Genomic DNA, 17,413 nt, shown 5'->3' with positions numbered 1-17,413 from the left:
CAAAACTCTTATGCTATACTAATTATAGTATTTGTGAATTATTAACATCAACTGTTTTTTAGCATTATAAGGAAGGTACAGATATGTCTAAGATTTCAAATCCCGAGCAAAACGCAGCAGCACAAAATTCTAAAGGTGCACTTCAATACACGGAGGTTTCAAGACTCACATTATTCGGAATTCCGTGGCCTTTTAAAAAATATGAGCTCTATGATAATGAACTGATAATCATCTCCGGCTTCTTAAGCATACATGAAAACGACTGTTTCATGTACAAAATAAGCGACGTTGAATTATCAAGATCCCTGATCCAGAGAATATTCGGACTTTCAACAATCACCTGCTTTACCTCAGATGTTACAGACAAAACCATTGTCATGAAAAACATAAAGCACGGAAGGGAAATAAAGGATTTCATCAATCAGGAATCAGAGAAAGCCCGCTTAAGAAGGCGCACTGTTAATATGCAGGATATAAGTTTTGCAGCAGAAGACGGCACCCTTGATGATATAGGTGATTGATACTGTAATTTCAAATATTTAAGGGAGCTGTGAAAAATGAGAAATCATCATCTTTCACGGCTCCCTTTTCTTTTTAGCTCAAATATTGTTTGTATATTTCCACCTGATCATAGATGCATCTCCATGAACTCCAGGCGTTGGCAGATACACATATATAATGTCCACCGCTGTTCGAAACCGAATAGCTCGCTGCACAACAGCCTGACTGGTTGACAAATCCGGTCTTTGCACATACCACTTCACCGTTTGTCTCTTTGTCCTCAATTCTTCTAAGGAACCAGTTTGAAATCGTTATGCCTTCCGGGTGCTGCTCTGTGGCAGAAGTCGTATATGTATGTGCAGAAAGTATTTCTCTAGCGAGATCATTCTCAACTGCAGCCTTAAGTATCATCGCCATATCGGTTAATGTACAGTAATGATCTTCATCATATAAGCCAACGCAATTAGTAAAGTGAGCACTGTCAGAGAGCCCCAGTTCCTCGAGTTTTTGGTTCATCATGTCTACAAAAGCTTCATGAGAGCCTGCAACATATTGTGCAAGTGCAAGTCCGGCATCTGCTCCTGATGGAAGAATCGTTCCATACATCAGGTCTCTTACTGTCACAGTCTCATCAACATCAAATCCCACAATACTGCAGTCATTTGAAAATGAATAATCTGTTATGTCCCTGGTAATTGTAAACGTATCATCAAGATCCGTCACATGTTCAGCAGCAACAAGTACAGTAAGGATTTTTGTCATTGAAGCAGGTGAAATAGTTGCATCAGCTGCTTTTTTAGCAATTATCTCGCCCTTATCCACATCGATCAAAACTGCATTTTCACTAATGACATCTTCGCTGTATATCTCCGATACTGAAGGAGATGTTGTCACTTCATACCCTTCTGCAAAGCTTGCAACCTCGGGTGATAGTTCTTTTACTTCTTCCTGCTCTACCTCTGCTTCGGGTTCTTCCTCAATCTGTGGCTCAATCTCTTCCTGAGGTATACTCTCCTCTATTGAAGCAAGATCGGCCGCATCCTCCTCTTTATTCCCTTTTCCGGTAAAAATAAAAATCAATACTGCAGCTATGATTATACTAAGCACCCCTGCGCCCACAAGAATAGGAATAAACCTCTTCTTTCTTTTAGCAGGTTTCCTTCTCACATAGTAGCTGCTGTCCAAATTTCTGTAATGCTTGTTCCCCAATTTAACTTACCTTGTAGAGAGAAATATCTCCTCCCTCTCCGCATCCTTGTCATCCGGATACGCCTTCCTGTATTTTTCCATAAGTGCTTTCGCCTGCGTAAAATTGCCCGCATACTCGTATGCAGTAATCTCATTCAGAAGAAGCGCCTGATAATATGCTGTATCATTCAGGGCAAGTCCCTCCTCAAAAGAAGAAACTGCGCCATCATAATCCCCCATCCTGATCTGGCAAAGACCGAGCTGATTGTAGATATCAGGGTGGTTAGGATCCTCTGCAAGAAATGTTTTATATACGCTCACCGCATAGTTATAGTCGCCCTGTCTCTCGCCTGTCTGACCAAGCAGCAGGACAACAGGTGCTTTTTGAGAATCGCGTTCGTTTCTGGCAAGTTCCAGATAGCTCTGTGCATCTGCATTATTTCCAAGATAATAAGATATCTGGCCCTTTTCATAATTGGTCATATTCTGGTCGCCATCACTAAGACATGCTTCCAGTATGGCTTTGCCCTCATCCTCATATCCCGCTTCCGAAAGAGCCTTGTAGATCATGATCCTAAGATCATAATCTCTTTGGGAAAGGGACATAGCCTTGGAAAAATCAGAATAGGCGCCATCATGATCTTCATTTTTAAGTCTTGCTATACCACGCATGTAAAACGCATCTTTATCTTTTTTTCTTATATCCAGAATAGCATCATATACTTCTATAGCTTCCGGATATCTTCCAAGCTTGATATACGCATCAGCCAGATAAAAATTAGTATCGTAATCCATATCATTAGGAATTCCGTCTGTTGCAGCAAGTGATTTTAAGAATTCGTCTATCGCAAGATCATACTGTCCCAATGTTCTGTAGAGTATTCCCCTTGCTCTGCACAAAAGTCTTTCATCTTCACCCTGTTTTTCCGCATTGTTCAGACTTTCCTCTGCTTCTGCATATTCAAAGTTTTCTATATGAGTAAGTGCAGAGTCGACGTTACCATGTCTGTAATTGCTACCACATCCGCAAGCACATATGACCCCCATAGTCATGAGCATGGCAGCGACTCTTTTCCCATGATCAGTCATCTAAATCAATCCTCACCAAGATATGCTATTACTTCAACCTCACATAATACGTTTTTAGGAAGCTGTTTTACAGCAACGCAGCTTCTTGCCGGCTTTCCTGTGAAATATTTTTCGTATACTGAATTAAAATCGCCAAAATCAGACATATCAGCAAGGAAGCAGCTTGTCTTTACAACATGCTCATAATCTGTTCCTGCTGCCATTAAGATCTCTCCGATATTTCTGCATACAAGATCTGCCTGAGCTGAAACTCCTTCACCTTCAATATTTCCTGTAGCGGGATTGATCGGTATCTGACCTGAAGCATAAAGAAATTTACCTGCAAGTATTGCCTGTGAATAAGGTCCTATTGCTGCAGGTGCTTTGTCTGTAGAAATTTTTTTCATCTTTTCATCCTCCGTAAACTTTTTTAACCAAACTCAGCGGTTACATAGTATCCGCGCTCGTTCTCCTCAACTTTTAATACAACGCCTTCCCTTTCAGCCATCCTCTCTCTAAAAGGAAAATTGGCCGACATCGCAAGAGACGGATCGATCGTATAATACACATTACTCGGAAGTTCACCTTCCGTTACCGTAACCTTGTCGCCTTCCTTTAACAGGCCGGGGCGCTCCATTTTAAAAACCATTTGTCTTCCCATAACTGCCTCTTATTCATTCGGAACCTCGCTTACTTTCATTTTTACATAAGCATGGTTTTTCAAATAATCATACCATAAAGCATAGGATTTTGCTTTCAAATGTACACTGTCAAAAGATAATTCGCTGTTCAAAGCACCATTCTCATCGTCTGTAGCCTCATTCATATCGATATAGAAAATATGCTCACCGTCAGCCAGTGCTTTAAGCCCTTCATTTCTTTCATTTATGGTCTCATTTTTAAAGACTTTATCCTTTGAGCTTTTCTGACTTGTAACATGCATTATTCCCTGAATATAGATTATTGCATCAGGCTGCTTTTCCCTTATTTTTGCAAGAACCTCTGCATATTTTGCACAGAAAGTTTCTGTTGTTCCGCTTCCAAGCTCGTTGATTCCAAGCATCACATATATCTTGCCAAACTGTTTTCTTGAGAGAGCTTCCTCGATAGTAACGGTCTCAGTAGGGACATCTTCCGGAGTTACACTATTATCAGCAGGGGCTTCTTCCGCGGGCAATACATTCGTATCAGCCTGACTACCTGCATCTTCAATATTTTCCCCGCTCTCTGTTCCTTCAGCACTCTCGGCAGCCGGATCCTGCGGTAATACGGGCACCTCAACGAACTCTATTTTATCAAATCCATAGATCGTCATGGATACCTTTGCATAGAAAGTAGATCTGTCTATCAGTTCCTGGCAATACTCTGACAAGCCTACCGTTCTTGAGTCTCCGATAAAAAGAGCATCACAAAAATAGTCATCGTCTACACTTGTCATCACGTAAACTTCTTCCTCAGGTACTTCCTCTGCAGGCTGCTCCTCTACAGGAACTTCCGCTTCTTCTGCAGGTACTTCTGTGGCTGCAACATTGCCCTCGTCAGCGCCATCGTTATCCGTTTCTTCAATCGTCTGATCAGTTGCGCCGGCATTTGCCTCTTCTGCAGCCTGACCTTGTTGCTCATTATTCTCTGCCTCGGAATTATCTGCCGTCTGTTCTGTATCACCTGTATTTTCAGCATCGGCAACGTCACTTGCCTTTTCTTCTTCAGAAGAGGGCTTATCATTATTACCTTTTCCAAACATCTTATCCTTTGCAAGCGCAATAAGATAAGGTGTTTCACCTGAATCTATTGCCCTAAGGGACAACGAAAGCAGAGGCATTTCAGAAGCATCATATTCATATTTTCCATATGCACTCATCCTACCCATGTAAGAATCCACACTAAAGAAAATGATTCCCAGTATAAATCCCAAGGTAAGGATATGCCGAAAAACTGTTTTCATTTATATTTCCTCAAAAACCAAAATATAAGAAAGGATTTCCTGCTTTGCCTGATACTACTACAGCACATATCCAAAATAGTATCATCAAAAATAATCTTACAAACCAATTTCTTCTGTGATCATAGATATATTTAAAAATCTGCGGAATAAGCAGTATCACTCCTGCAGCAAGAATATATCTGTAATTACCCGCTATCTTGCCAAAATCTCCCGGATTAACGGCTATTCCCGGACCTTTAACAGGAAAAAGCCTAAGAAGATATGCACATAAGTCATTTGAACTTGTAAGAGCAAAAATAACCCATGTAACCGGCAAAAACAGGAGCACATGGATCCTGCCGACTATAGCCATAAGCTTATCATTTTTCGACCACAAGAATTTTTCAAAATAAATCATCAGAAGCAGGCTACCACTCCATAAAAAGAAATTAAGTGATATTCCGTGCCAGATTCCGGTAAGGAGCCAGACTACAAGCAAATTAAGGGCGCACCTTAAATCGCCATTTCTGCTTCCTCCAAGCGGAATGTAAACGTAATCCTTAAACCATGAACCGAGAGTCATATGCCATCTGCGGTAAAATTCACTTACGCTCTTTGAAGCATAAGGCTGGTCAAAGTTGATTATAAAAGGGTATCCCATCATTACACAAACAGCTGATGCCATAAGAGAATATCCCCAAAAGTCAAAATACAGCTCAAGCGAAAAGCAAAGAACACCTGCCCATGCAAGAGGAGTCGAGATGCTCTCATAACCTATGGTTCCGATATCATTCCACATCATTGATAGTCTGTCTGCAATAAGAACCTTCATCGCAAGACCCATCACAAAAATAGCAAGACCTTCCTCTATTTTTCCAAGATAGATAGGAAGTCTGTCCCTGAAGATAAGAAATCTATCTTCCATGCCGGTCATTATCCTGTTTTTCTTCATATCCTGATATCTCATGATTGGTCCTGATATGACCTGCGGGAACAATGAGAAATAAAGAAGCACCTCAGAAAATCTGGGCATTTCCTTCATCTTTCCTTTGTACATATCAGCCTGATAAGAGATCATTTTGAACATAAAAAAGCTTATGCCAAGCGGAAGAGATGGAAATTTACCCATCTGAACCATAATCTTATAAAACATAAGCACCGAGACATCAAGCAGAACTATCAGTAGTATTTTTTTATGTTCTTTGACCTTGATGGAAAATAAATAATTAATAACAATGAGGGCGCAAAAAAGCCCAAGACTTTTAAAGTCTCCTACTGCATAGAACAAGAGACTTCCGATAATAGTAATATATGCACGATATCCCGCCGGCACAACATAATATACCAGCAGGAATATCGGTAAAAATCTAAATATAAAAGATAAATCCGAAAAATTAATCATATTTGTACTAATTTGTAGCATTGTTTATCTCAGCCAATTTGTTTTCAGCAGATGTAGCACTGGAAGTATCGGCAAAATCATTCATAACTTTGTCATACGTTTTCTTGGCATTATCCGTATCACCGCTTTCATAATAGGAGTTACCCAGATTATACAAAGCATCAACATTGGTTTCATCATACTGGAATGCCTTTGTAAGTGCTGCAATTGCAGTCTCATAATCACCTTCTCTGTATGCCTCATATCCCTTGGCATAGCTTCTGGAGGATAATTCGCTTCCGACAAGTGTCATAAAATCATTATATAGATCCATAAATCCGGAAACAGAAGCATCCTCGGCGGTCTCGATATTTACATCTTCAAGCTGAGCCTCTATTTCATCAATATTGTCAGGGCTCTCCAGATAGATAGCCACTGCCTTCATAAGTTTTTCTGAAGCTGAACCTGTTGAATCAGCGCCCTCATAAGTGCTGAGTTTTTCGTTCAGGTTCTCTATTTCTGAATTGAGTGAAGATATCTGCTGTTCATATTCTCCCATCTTTGCAGATTTTGCATCAGATTCCTCACTTATTGTACCAATCTGTTCTTTGAATGTTGAATTTACTTCCTGAATACGGGCAGGAAGGATCAAATAATTTGCAGCTGCTATTCCAAGTATGATACCAAGGACAATTCCCCATACAGATCCGCTTTTGGTAAATACATTGGTCTTAATGGGCTGTATTATGGTTTCGTTTCCGCTCTGGTAGCGCACTACATTTCCGGTTACCTTCTTGGTCGAATCGTCATGGCTCTTCACATCCTGCGGAAGCATCATGGACTCAGCTTCTTTGAGGTATCTGGCAGCCATAACATTACCGCTGTCAAGCTTAAGGCTCTTTTCTGCTTCTGTTTTAGCTTTAGAATAGTTACCGTCATTTAAATACAAAAGAGCAAGCAGAAGATGAGCTCTGATAAATCCCGGATTCATGGAAAGAACTTTTTTCAGCTGAATAACTGCCATGTCCAATCTGTCCTGATGGCAATGATTAAGAGCAATATTATATTTTTTTATTGTCTGATTGAACATCTCAAGGCGGGCAGGATCATTTCTTACAAGCTCCATGTACTCGTCTGCTGCATTATCGTCAGGCTTTAAATTCTTACTGATAACCCATTCACTAAGGGCTGCAACAACTTCACCACATTCATAATAGACCAGTCCTAAAAGGTTTCTGGCCTGAATATTACTCTTATTTAGTTTAAGACTCTGATGCAGTGATTCTGTTGCACCAGAGAGATTGCGCACACCTGCCCGTTCCAATCCCTCGTTATAATATTTGTTGGAAAGAGCAATTATACGCTTATATACTTTCACTCCAGCACCGCAATTAGGACAATAATCACGCTCTGTTAACTCTGCTCCGCACTGATAGCATTTCATAATATGAAGTTCTTTCCCCTCTGTATATTTTATGAACGAACACGATTCTGATGTCCTGCATCTTCGACTTTCGCATCTTTGATAAGTCCAACAAGAACATCAGCCATATCATCAAGATCCTGATTGTATATTATTTCCTCAGCATCTTCGATTTCCAGACTGGGTCTGAACTTCTTAAGTTCATTTTCAAAATTTATCATTTCAAGGCTCCCTCATATATCAACCGGGCATGATCCCCAGTGACTCTCTAACCTGTCCAACCAGATATAAGGATCCTGCGGCGAAAACAACATCGCCTGCTTTCCTCTCTGTAATAATATCCATGAGTGCATCTCTTACACTGCCATAATAAGAAAACTGGATATCCGGTTTCTTTGTCATATGCTCTGTCTCAGACCTAATAGCTCCTCTGAGCTGAGATTCCGACACGGTTCTGCCGGTATCAAGCACCGATACGCTTACTCTGTCAAACAGACCACTTTCAAGTATCATTCTGATCATCAGATGATACTGTTTATCTGCAACAGCTCCGAATAAAAGATGTCTGTGACCTTTACACGGAACATTCTGCACACTCTCAAGAAATGCCTCCATGCCATCAACATTGTGAGCACCATCTACATACATGCCGGGCAGGATGAGTTCCATTCTTCCGCCCCACTTAGCCTTTTTAAGGCCAAATCTGATGTCATCTTCAGTAATTTCGATTCCCATATCGATCAGTGCTCTTGAGCACATTATCGCAATACTGGCATTTTCTGTTTGAAATTTTGCAACAGTCTGAACACGCAGACCGCAATAATTATCATACTTAGATTTGTATGAAAAATCAATGCAAATGTTACCATTATCATCGGGCAAAAACTGAATATCGGTAGCAAATTCAGGCTCTACCACATATATCCTGCTGCCAAGCTGCATAGCCCTTTTGGAAATGACCTCAGTACTGGCATCACGTCTGTTGTAAAGCACAACAGGAACATTTTCTCTTATTATACCTGCCTTTTCAGCGGCAATTTCAGATATGGTATTGCCAAGATACTGCATATGGTCCATACCAATTTCGGTAATAACATCAAGTATCGGACTATGGATACTGTTTGTAGCATCAAGTCGTCCGCCAAGTCCTGTTTCAAGAATAAGATAATCGACAGGATATTTTTCATATAAAAGCATTGCCATAAAGAACAGAAATTCAAAATAAGTCGGGAAATATTTTTCCGGCTTATAGTTTTTTATCTGTCTTAAGAGATCGGTAAAAATCTCTGCAAATATATTGTCCTCTATATGTTTGCCGTTTATACAAAAACGTTCGGTTATCTTTATAAGATGCGGTGATGTAAACATTCCGACAGAAAAATTAGCCTGCCTTAAGATCTCGGATAAGTAATTACATACAGATCCCTTTCCGTTTGTGCCTGCAACATGTATGATTTGCATTTTTCTGTCAGGGCTTCCCAAATATTCAAGAAACTCCCTGGTCTGTTCTACCGAATGCTTTTCGGTAAATGCCGGAATGCCCTCTACGAAATGTTCACATTCATAGAAGCCAAGTCTTTCTCCGGCATCCACTCTTTCAAGCATATCATCTATGTGATTAATCAATTCTTCACTCATAGTTTTTTATGGATTAGCCTTTAAGCTGTGCCAATCTCTCCTTAACCTGTTCAAAGGTCTGCTCGTACTTTCTCTGCTTTTCTTTTTCTTCCTCGATCTTCTCAGCCGGAGCCTTTGCAAGGAATTTCTCATTTTCGAGCATGTTCTTGGATCTCTTAAGTTCGCCCTCGAGACGCTTCTGTTCCTTCTCAAGTCTCTCAATCTCAGCAGAGATATCAACAAGCTCTGCAAAAGGAATATAGATTGTAGCTTCAGCAAGTACTACTGATACAGCATCATCCGGAATTCCTGCTTTATCCTTCTGACAAACAGATTCGGAAGCGCCACCAAGTGTCTCAAAGAAGAGCTTACCTGTTGTAAAGATATCAAGTATCTCATCTTTTTCAGATACAACGAAGACCTTAGCCTTTTTGGAAGGAGCTACATTCATCTGTGTTCTTACGTTTCTGATTCCTCTGACAGCTTCCTTGATGGTCTCTATTGCCTTTTCATCTTCTGCAAAGTTCCACTCTTCCTTATAAACAGGCCATGAAGAGATCATTATTGATTCTTCTTCTGATTGAAGAGTACAGAATATTTCTTCGGTTACATAAGGCATATAAGGATGAAGCAGCTTGAGGCTGTTAATAAGTACTGTCTGAAGTGTCCAAAGCGCTGCCTCGTGTGAAGTCTTATCATCTGAGTTGTAAAGACGGGGTTTAACCATCTCAATATACCAGTCGCAGAACTCTTCCCAGATAAAGTCATAAACCTTCTGTACTGCAATACCGAGCTCGAACTTCTCCATGTTCTCAGTTACTTCACGGATAGTGTTGTTGAGCTTGGATAAAATCCAATGATCTACGGGTTCAAGACCTGCAGGCGCATCCTGATGTATTGCGCTCTCCTGATCTTCACTCATATTCATCATTATAAATCTTGAAGCATTCCATACCTTATTTGCAAAGTTACGGCTATTTTCAACTCGCTCGTAATAGAATCTCATATCGTTGCCGGGTGCATTGCCTGTAACAATTGTAAGTCTGAGCGCATCTGCACCGTACTTATCTATTACTTCAAGAGGATCGATACCATTACCAAGTGACTTACTCATCTTTCGACCCTGTGAATCCCTGATGAGTCCGTGGAACAGAACGGTCTTGAAAGGATATGTTCCCATCTGTTCGTAACTTGAGAATATCATTCTGATAACCCAGAAGAATATTATGTCATAACCTGTTACAAGTACATCTGTAGGGAAGAAATACTTAAGGTCTTCTGTCTGCTCAGGCCATCCAAGTGTTTCGAAGGGCCAAAGCGCTGATGAAAACCATGTATCAAGTGTATCTGTTTCCTGCTTGAAGTGAGTGCAGCCGCACTTAGGACATACTGTGGGCTCTTCTCTGCTTACAACAGTTTCGCCGCAGTCATCACAGTAATATGCGGGAATTCTGTGGCCCCACCAGAGCTGTCTTGAAATACACCAGTCTCTGATATTATCTGTCCAGTTGAAATATGTCTTCTCCATTCTCTGAGGAATGAGTTTGATCTCGCCTTCTTTTACAGCTTTTACCGCAGGCTTAATAAGCTCGTCCATCTTGACGAACCACTGCTTCTTTATCATAGGCTCAACTGTAGTACCACATCTGTCATGAGTACCAACATTGTGAGTATAATCTTCGATCTTAACAAGGAGGCCCATCTCGTCAAGTTCTTTTACGATAGCATCCCTGCACTCATATCTGTCCATTCCCTCGAATTTGCCACCATTCTTATTAATAGTTGCATCATCATTGAGAATATTGATCTCTTCAAGGCCATGTCTCTTACCTACCTCGAAGTCATTAGGGTCATGTGCTGGTGTGATCTTAACTACACCTGTACCAAATTCCATGTCAACATAGCTGTCCTCGACAATAGGAATCTCTCTGTTAACTATAGGAAGAAGTACCTTCTTACCCTTAAAGCTCTTATATCTGTCATCATCAGGATTTACAGCAACTGCAGTATCGCCAAGCATTGTCTCGGGACGTGTTGTAGCAAATTCGATAAAGTCAGTCTTACTTACTGTGCCGTCCTCATTGATAACGGGATACTTGATGTGCCATAAATGTCCGGCCTGCTCTTCGTATTCAACCTCAGCATCTGAAATAGAGGTATTACAAACAGGACACCAGTTAACAATTCTGTTTCCTTTATATATATATCCTTTTTCGTGCATCTTGACGAAAACTTCTGTAACAGCCTTGTTACAGCCTTCATCCATGGTGAATCTTTCTCTGTCCCAGTCACATGAAGAACCGAGCTTTTTGAGCTGGGATACGATCGTTCCGCCGTATTCCTCTCTCCACTCCCATGCTTTTTCAAGGAATTTTTCTCTACCAAGCTCGTGCTTATCTATTCCCTGCTTCTTAAGCTCATCAGTTATCTTAACCTCGGTTGCGATACTTGCATGGTCAGTTCCGGGCTGCCAAAGAGCATTATATCCCTGCATTCTCTTCCATCTGATGAGAATATCCTGAAGAGTCTGATCGAAAGCGTGACCCATATGAAGCTTACCGGTAATGTTCGGCGGCGGGATCACGATAGTAAACGGTTTCTTTGTTTTGTCCACTTCAGCGTGGAAATACTTGTTATCTTCCCACTTCTTATAGAGTCTGTCCTCTATACCCTTCGGATCATAAGTTTTAGCAAGTTCTTTTTTCATAAGATAAAATCCTCTTTCTATTATAAAGATAAATAAAGTTAGTCGATTTTATTAAATACCAATAAATAATATTCAAATACCTTTTCTTTGTCAACGATTCGGGGTGGTGACACTTGTGTCATATGCTACTAATGGTTTACATATTTTTATTGACCGATCAAGTATCATTATCTGATTTTCGTATTCAAATTACTCAATATCGTAAACCTATCTCACACCATGTTTTATGGGCTTCTCGAAAAAGTCGTTTCCGGATAATCCCCAATTTCCACAGAGTTATCCACATTGACATTTATGTCATTTCCATTAGAACAACCGTGCTTTTGTTTGTAAAACCATTAAATTTTGTCAACAATTAAGACAATTTCAAGATTGTTTTGGTTAACATAATATAATTTATCCACATACTTATGTAAACCATTATACAATTTACTTTGTACGTATGCCATATTTATATGATTTTCACCAAATATATTTAATCTCAAAGTCTCTCCCACACTGCCTTAACATCACTTTTGACCGTATTGGTCGATACAAGCTTTATATTCTTCCACTCTCTTGGGAACAGATCATAATATGATTTCTGCATAAACCTCTCATCAAGAAGTGCAACAATGCCTTTGTCATTTTCTGTTCGTATCACCCTCCCGGCTGCCTGAAGAACCTTATTTATTCCGGGATACCTGTAGGCATAATCAAATCCATCCTCTCCATTCTCATCAAAATAATTCTTGATAATATCATTTTCGTTGCAGACCATAGGAATGCCTGTTCCAACGATGATCGCGCCTATAAGGCTGTCCTTTTTCAGATCGATCCCTTCGCTGAATATTCCGCCCATAACGCAGAATCCCAGTACACTCTTTGATTTTTCCACCTCTATTTCCATATTTATTATCCCGGTAAAATCAATGTCATTTCCCGGTGTAAATCTTCCAAGGAATTCCTCTCTGTCACTTTCAGTCATAACTTCCTGCTGCACAAGGATTTCCTCGTTTTCCTCATCATAGAATTCCTTTTCGTATATCATTCCAACATCATCCATAAATATCCTGGACGGGAAAAATATCATATAATTACCCGATTTTGCCTTGACTATATCTGAAATGTATCCTGCTATTTTTCTGTATTCTTCCTCGGTTCTCCTGGTGTACTTGCTTGTAACGTCACTCGCTATCAGATGTGCGCACTTTTCAGGGTCAAAAACAGAATGTGCATACAGCTCGTAATCTGTTGCATCCCCGCCAAGAAGTCTCTTGTAATACTGTACAGGAAGCATAGTCGCAGAAAAAAGTATTGTAGATCTGGCTCTCGACATACAATATGCTAGATTCTCAGAAGGATCCACACATAAAAGCTTAATTTTCCCGCCTTCATCTTCGGTATTATCAGCGTATATGACATATTTATCGTCAATTAGTTCGTAAATAGTCGTAAAAGCAGATATTTTAAAGTAAAATTCGAGTATCTCATCACGTTTTTTCCCTTCAGCATGATCCTCAAGCCAGGATGACAAAACAGAATACAGTCTCATTATCCTATTCATAAGTGGAGAAATATCATAAAGTAGGCAATACTTTCCATCACTCGGAATGAGCTTTTCAAGTTCTGTCTCGCACAGTGCAACAAGTGATGCTATTTTCTTATGTGACAGCTCTATCTCTTTTCTGAACAGATAAAGCTCTTCCAGATAAAGAGATGAACTGTACATTTCTCTTCCTCTATCCAAAAGGTTATGCGCTTCATCTATCAAAAAGATATTATCCCCGCGTTTTCCCTCCGCAAAAAAGCGTTTGAGATACACAAATGGATCAAACGCATAGTTGTAATCACATATAATGCCATCTGCCCATAAACTCATATCCAGCGCCATTTCAAAAGGACATACGTTGTATTTAATGGCATATTCTGTTATTTTTTCCCTGTCAAAATTATCCTCATGAGTAAGAAAGTCGTAAATACAGTCATTTATCCTGTCAAAATGGCCTTTGGCACATTTGCAGGCAGAAGGATTGCAATCGCATTTGTCTTCAAAGCAGACCTTTTCCTTGGCTGTAAGAGTGACTGTCTTAAACTTAAGTTTTTGCGTATTTCTCAGTATATCAAAAGCTTCTTCCGCCACAGTCCTCGTTATTGTCTTGGCTGTAAGATAAAAGATCCTGTCCGCCTTGCTTTCACCGATAGCTTTAACTGCGGGAAATACTGTACTTAAAGTCTTTCCGGTGCCTGTTGGTGCTTCAAGAAACAGCTTTTTCCCATGATAAATTGTTCTGTAAACTCCTGCCGCCAGTTCTTTTTGCCCGTCCCTGTAAGGAAAAGGGAACTCAACTTTCTTGATAGAAGAATTCCTCTCATCCTCCCAGAAAGTAATATACTTAGCCCATTTGTCATAGGAATCAAGCAACATTCGGAAATAATCCGATATTTCATCCTTTGTAAAATCACTGTCAAAGTATCGCTGCTCCTTGCTGTCTATGTTGCAGTAAGTGATCCTGACTGTTACTGCATCCAGATCATTGTCCCCCGCATATATTGCAGCATAACATTTTGCCTGCGCAAGATGGACATTATCGGGTTCCTTTAGCTTATTGATATCCCTGTAAGTTCCTTTTATTTCATCGATGAGCGCAGTGCCATCTTTGTTATCGACTATTCCGTCTGCTCTCCCGTCGACTACCAGTATGTAATTGTCCGTGGTGTATGTATAAGACAGAGGCACTTCCGCCTGATATTCAGGTCCCATGCTCTTTTGGATCATCCGATGTATCTTGCCGCCCTCCAGCATCGCTGTGTCGGGGGCATGATGTATTCTGTTATCTATGTCACCTGATCTTAATAGAAATTCCACCAGATTTCTGACTGAAATTTTAATTATCTTCATATATGAAAACTCCCCATGAAGATAATTAAATCCTATCTCATGGGGAGTTTCAACACTTTAATTCAATTTTTCATTTTTAGTTTCTAACCTGATTAGCAAGCAAGTGCATGCTGATCAAGATAGTTCTCAAATTCCTGGTTATATCCGATATAGCTAACAGTAAGCGGGCGTGCAAAATCAAGACCAAACACGCCAAGAATAGATTTTGCATCAACAGATAAATGATTGTATGCAACATCTACATCAAAATCACACTTAGTTGCAGCATTCACGAAGTCTTTTACCTGATTAGGACTGAGCTTAATAACTTTCTTTACTGTATTTACCATAATTCTTATCTCCTATCTAAGGAGTCATTATAGACCAAACGTTAAAAATTAAAATGGTGTTTTTCTTATGATTTTCTTAAGAATTTATTAATGCTTGCGCTAACGGGCAAAAAGCGGTTTAATAGGAGATATTATTGAAAAAAAAGAGCGTAAAAACAAAAAAAAGAGAATAATTATTTCGGCAAAAGAGTCAGAAAACCATCTCTGAATCCAAAGCCAAAGGGAGGAACCATCATGACGAAGTCATGATTTGGAATGGTTCCGACCGATAGGGCAGGATTGCGGAGCAATCGTGCCAATACATAATATACGAGGAGGAGACATTATGGAAAATCTTATCATCCCAAAGGATTATAAATCCGCACTTAATCTCCACGACACTCAGGTTGGAATTAAGACTGTTAAGGACTTTTTTCAGAATACATTGTCTGAAAGTCTGAATCTGCTCAGAGTTACCGCGCCTTTATTTGTAGCGCCCGAATCAGGACTTAATGATAATCTTAATGGTGTTGAACGTCCTGTTGCTTTTGATATAAAAAATGAAAACGAACGCGAGGCAGAAATCGTTCATTCTCTTGCCAAGTGGAAACGCTATGCACTCAAGAAATACGGTTTCAAGATTGGCGAAGGTCTCTATACAGATATGAATGCCATCAGAAGAGATGAGGTTCCGGACAATATTCATTCTGTTTTTGTTGATCAGTGGGACTGGGAAAAGGCAATCAGCAAAGAAGATCGTAATATAGATTTTTTGAAGGATACAGTTCGTACAATATACAAGGTGCTTCGCAAAACAGAAAAGTATATGTCGATCCAGTATGACTATATAGAAGAAATACTTCCTCATGATATATTTTTCATTACTTCTCAGGAGCTTGAGGATATGTATCCCGGCAAGACTGCCAAAGAGAGGGAATATCTTATCACTAAGGAAAAGGGTGCAGTGTTTATCATGCAGATCGGAGACGTCCTTGCTTCAGGTGAAAGACATGACGGAAGAGCTCCGGACTATGATGATTGGGCTTTGAACGGTGATATTCTTGTATACTATCCTGTTCTTGATATCGCTCTCGAGCTTTCATCCATGGGTATAAGAGTTGATGAGGATTCATTAAAGAGTCAGCTTGAGAAGGCAGGATGTACTGACAGAGCAGAGCTGCCTTTCCAAAAAGCAATACTGGAAAAGAAACTTCCTTACACGATTGGCGGTGGTATAGGTCAGTCAAGACTTTGCCTTTTCTTCTTAAGAAAAGCACACATTGGTGAAGTTCAGTGTTCTCTCTGGTCAGAAGAAGAAGCAAATGAAGCTGAAAAATACGGCATTCAGATTCTTTAACTCTTGCAGATATTATAAAAAAGCGTTTAAGAATACTACCTACAAAAGAAAGACATGCGCCTTCTGGCGCACTAGTAAAGGCGTGGTACATATATCAAATGCACCACGCCTTTTTGATATCATAGCTTCCGCTTTCCTGAGAAAAAAGCAGGAATATATGACTTTCTTACATATGATCAGACAAGGGAAAGTCTTTCCCTGATCTCATTTTCATTAGCCATAACCTTAACCTTATTAAGTGCCTTGTGTACTGCAGGAACACTAATAATCACAATTGTAAAGATCATCTCTGCTCCAATATAGATTCCATTATATGAAAGTGAATATGCAAACGGGCTCATTCCGTAATCTGCTGCATACTGACCAAAGAAGATAACACCTGAAAGAGTTGCAAAGAAGAGTCTTCCAAGGCATCCTGCAATATAGCCCTTGATCATTCCGTGTTTTGCATTTGCAAAGAATCCTGAAAGTCCAAGTGCTCCGAATGCAAGAATATAATCACAGATAAGCTGAGGAATACTGATGATATAAGGTCCTAATATAAGCTGCAGAAATCCATAAGCTATTGCAGATGTAAGACCTGCCCTTGGTCCGTACAGATAACCAACAAATGTGACAAAGAACATAGAGAACAAAGTTATAGATCCGCCCATTGGAAGTTCCAAAAATTTTATCATAGATGTTACAACCGCAAGGGTTATTCCCATAGCTGCAAATACAAGCTGTTTAACTGAAAAATGTTTTTTGCTGTCCTGCCCTGTGAACATGCATGCAACCAGAAGAGATACGATAAGAAGTGCGATAAATAACCCATAGCCTGCACCTGTTATCTCATAAGTGTCTTCTGCCCTCTGTAAAAAAATTTCCATAAAAAAATCCTCCCTTGATAGCCAAGGGAGGTTTATCTCATCGCTCATAAAGTAATCTGATATAATTACATAAAACATATCAGAAATGCTTCCTTACGCCGGTATTACCCGGTTCAAGTAATGAGGGTCGGAACGAGTCCATCTCAGCAAAGCTCCCCTAGCAAATATTTAACTGCAAGAATCATTTAA

General features: G+C 39.9%; 15 protein-coding genes and 1 riboswitch. Of the genes, 2 read left to right on the top strand and 13 right to left on the bottom strand.

The annotated features are described in order from the left end of the window. The first annotated feature begins 83 nt into the window (after nucleotides 1-83). A complete protein-coding gene (locus T543_RS11925; protein WP_035768791.1) occupies nucleotides 84-521 on the top strand; it encodes a PH domain-containing protein in 438 nt (145 codons plus the stop codon). Nucleotides 522-594: 73 nt separating this feature from the next. On the opposite strand, the gene T543_RS11920 is transcribed toward T543_RS11925, so the two are convergent. From T543_RS11920 to T543_RS11865, 12 genes are all read right to left on the bottom strand, one after another. Next, nucleotides 595-1,710, bottom strand: a complete 1,116-nt coding sequence (locus T543_RS11920; protein WP_051638754.1) for a D-alanyl-D-alanine carboxypeptidase family protein — start codon at nucleotides 1,708-1,710, stop codon at nucleotides 595-597. Between the two features lie 6 nt (nucleotides 1,711-1,716). Continuing rightward, nucleotides 1,717-2,778: a tetratricopeptide repeat protein gene (locus T543_RS11915; RefSeq protein ID WP_035768789.1), complete on the bottom strand. Its 1,062-nt coding sequence runs from the start codon at nucleotides 2,776-2,778 to the stop codon at nucleotides 1,717-1,719. 5 nt (nucleotides 2,779-2,783) lie between these two features. Next, entirely contained in the window at nucleotides 2,784-3,164 is a 381-nt protein-coding gene (locus T543_RS11910; protein ID WP_035768785.1) for a RidA family protein, read from the bottom strand. Between the two features lie 23 nt (nucleotides 3,165-3,187). Beyond that, nucleotides 3,188-3,418 carry a hypothetical protein gene (locus T543_RS11905; protein WP_035768782.1) on the bottom strand — a complete coding sequence of 77 codons (231 nt, stop codon included), beginning with the start codon at nucleotides 3,416-3,418 and terminating at the stop codon, nucleotides 3,188-3,190. Nucleotides 3,419-3,427: 9 nt separating this feature from the next. Continuing rightward, on the bottom strand, nucleotides 3,428-4,702 hold the full coding sequence (locus tag T543_RS15390) for a GDSL-type esterase/lipase family protein (RefSeq protein WP_051638753.1): 1,275 nt from the start codon (nucleotides 4,700-4,702) through the stop codon (nucleotides 3,428-3,430). Between the two features lie 10 nt (nucleotides 4,703-4,712). Next, the gene (locus tag T543_RS11895) at nucleotides 4,713-6,083 is read right to left on the bottom strand and encodes an MBOAT family O-acyltransferase (protein WP_081830088.1); all 1,371 of its coding nucleotides are present in this window, start codon (nucleotides 6,081-6,083) and stop codon (nucleotides 4,713-4,715) included. Nucleotides 6,084-6,090: 7 nt separating this feature from the next. Beyond that, complete coding sequence (locus T543_RS11890) at nucleotides 6,091-7,506, bottom strand: tetratricopeptide repeat protein (protein ID WP_035768778.1); 1,416 nt, start codon at nucleotides 7,504-7,506, stop codon at nucleotides 6,091-6,093. Between the two features lie 29 nt (nucleotides 7,507-7,535). After that, complete coding sequence (locus T543_RS16070; RefSeq protein ID WP_035768777.1) at nucleotides 7,536-7,706, bottom strand: hypothetical protein; 171 nt, start codon at nucleotides 7,704-7,706, stop codon at nucleotides 7,536-7,538. Between the two features lie 19 nt (nucleotides 7,707-7,725). Then, nucleotides 7,726-9,111, bottom strand: a complete 1,386-nt coding sequence (locus tag T543_RS11880; RefSeq protein WP_197023966.1) for a bifunctional folylpolyglutamate synthase/dihydrofolate synthase — start codon at nucleotides 9,109-9,111, stop codon at nucleotides 7,726-7,728. 25 nt (nucleotides 9,112-9,136) lie between these two features. Further along, on the bottom strand, nucleotides 9,137-11,809 hold the full coding sequence (locus T543_RS11875) for a valine--tRNA ligase (RefSeq protein WP_035768775.1): 2,673 nt from the start codon (nucleotides 11,807-11,809) through the stop codon (nucleotides 9,137-9,139). Between the two features lie 481 nt (nucleotides 11,810-12,290). Further along, the gene (locus T543_RS11870; protein WP_035768773.1) at nucleotides 12,291-14,690 is read right to left on the bottom strand and encodes an ATP-dependent DNA helicase; all 2,400 of its coding nucleotides are present in this window, start codon (nucleotides 14,688-14,690) and stop codon (nucleotides 12,291-12,293) included. A gap of 92 nt (nucleotides 14,691-14,782) precedes the next feature. Continuing rightward, nucleotides 14,783-15,019, bottom strand: coding sequence for an HPr family phosphocarrier protein (locus tag T543_RS11865; RefSeq protein WP_035768771.1), 237 nt, complete (start codon nucleotides 15,017-15,019; stop codon nucleotides 14,783-14,785). 325 nt (nucleotides 15,020-15,344) lie between these two features. On the opposite strand from T543_RS11865, the gene asnA reads away from it, so the two are divergent. Beyond that, nucleotides 15,345-16,355, top strand: coding sequence for an aspartate--ammonia ligase (asnA, locus tag T543_RS11860; RefSeq protein ID WP_035768769.1), 1,011 nt, complete (start codon nucleotides 15,345-15,347; stop codon nucleotides 16,353-16,355). A 176-nt stretch (nucleotides 16,356-16,531) separates the two neighbouring features. Here the strand turns inward: asnA and T543_RS11855 are convergent, their stop codons facing one another. After that, a complete protein-coding gene (locus T543_RS11855) occupies nucleotides 16,532-17,224 on the bottom strand; it encodes an energy-coupled thiamine transporter ThiT (protein ID WP_035769482.1) in 693 nt (230 codons plus the stop codon). 73 nt (nucleotides 17,225-17,297) lie between these two features. Beyond that, nucleotides 17,298-17,393: riboswitch (TPP riboswitch) on the bottom strand. Nucleotides 17,394-17,413: the final 20 nt, after the last annotated feature.

The organism is Butyrivibrio sp. NC2002 (genome assembly GCF_000702265.1).
Classification (GTDB): Bacteria; Bacillota; Clostridia; order Lachnospirales; family Lachnospiraceae; genus Butyrivibrio.
This window is presented reverse-complemented; position numbering and strand designations above follow the sequence as displayed.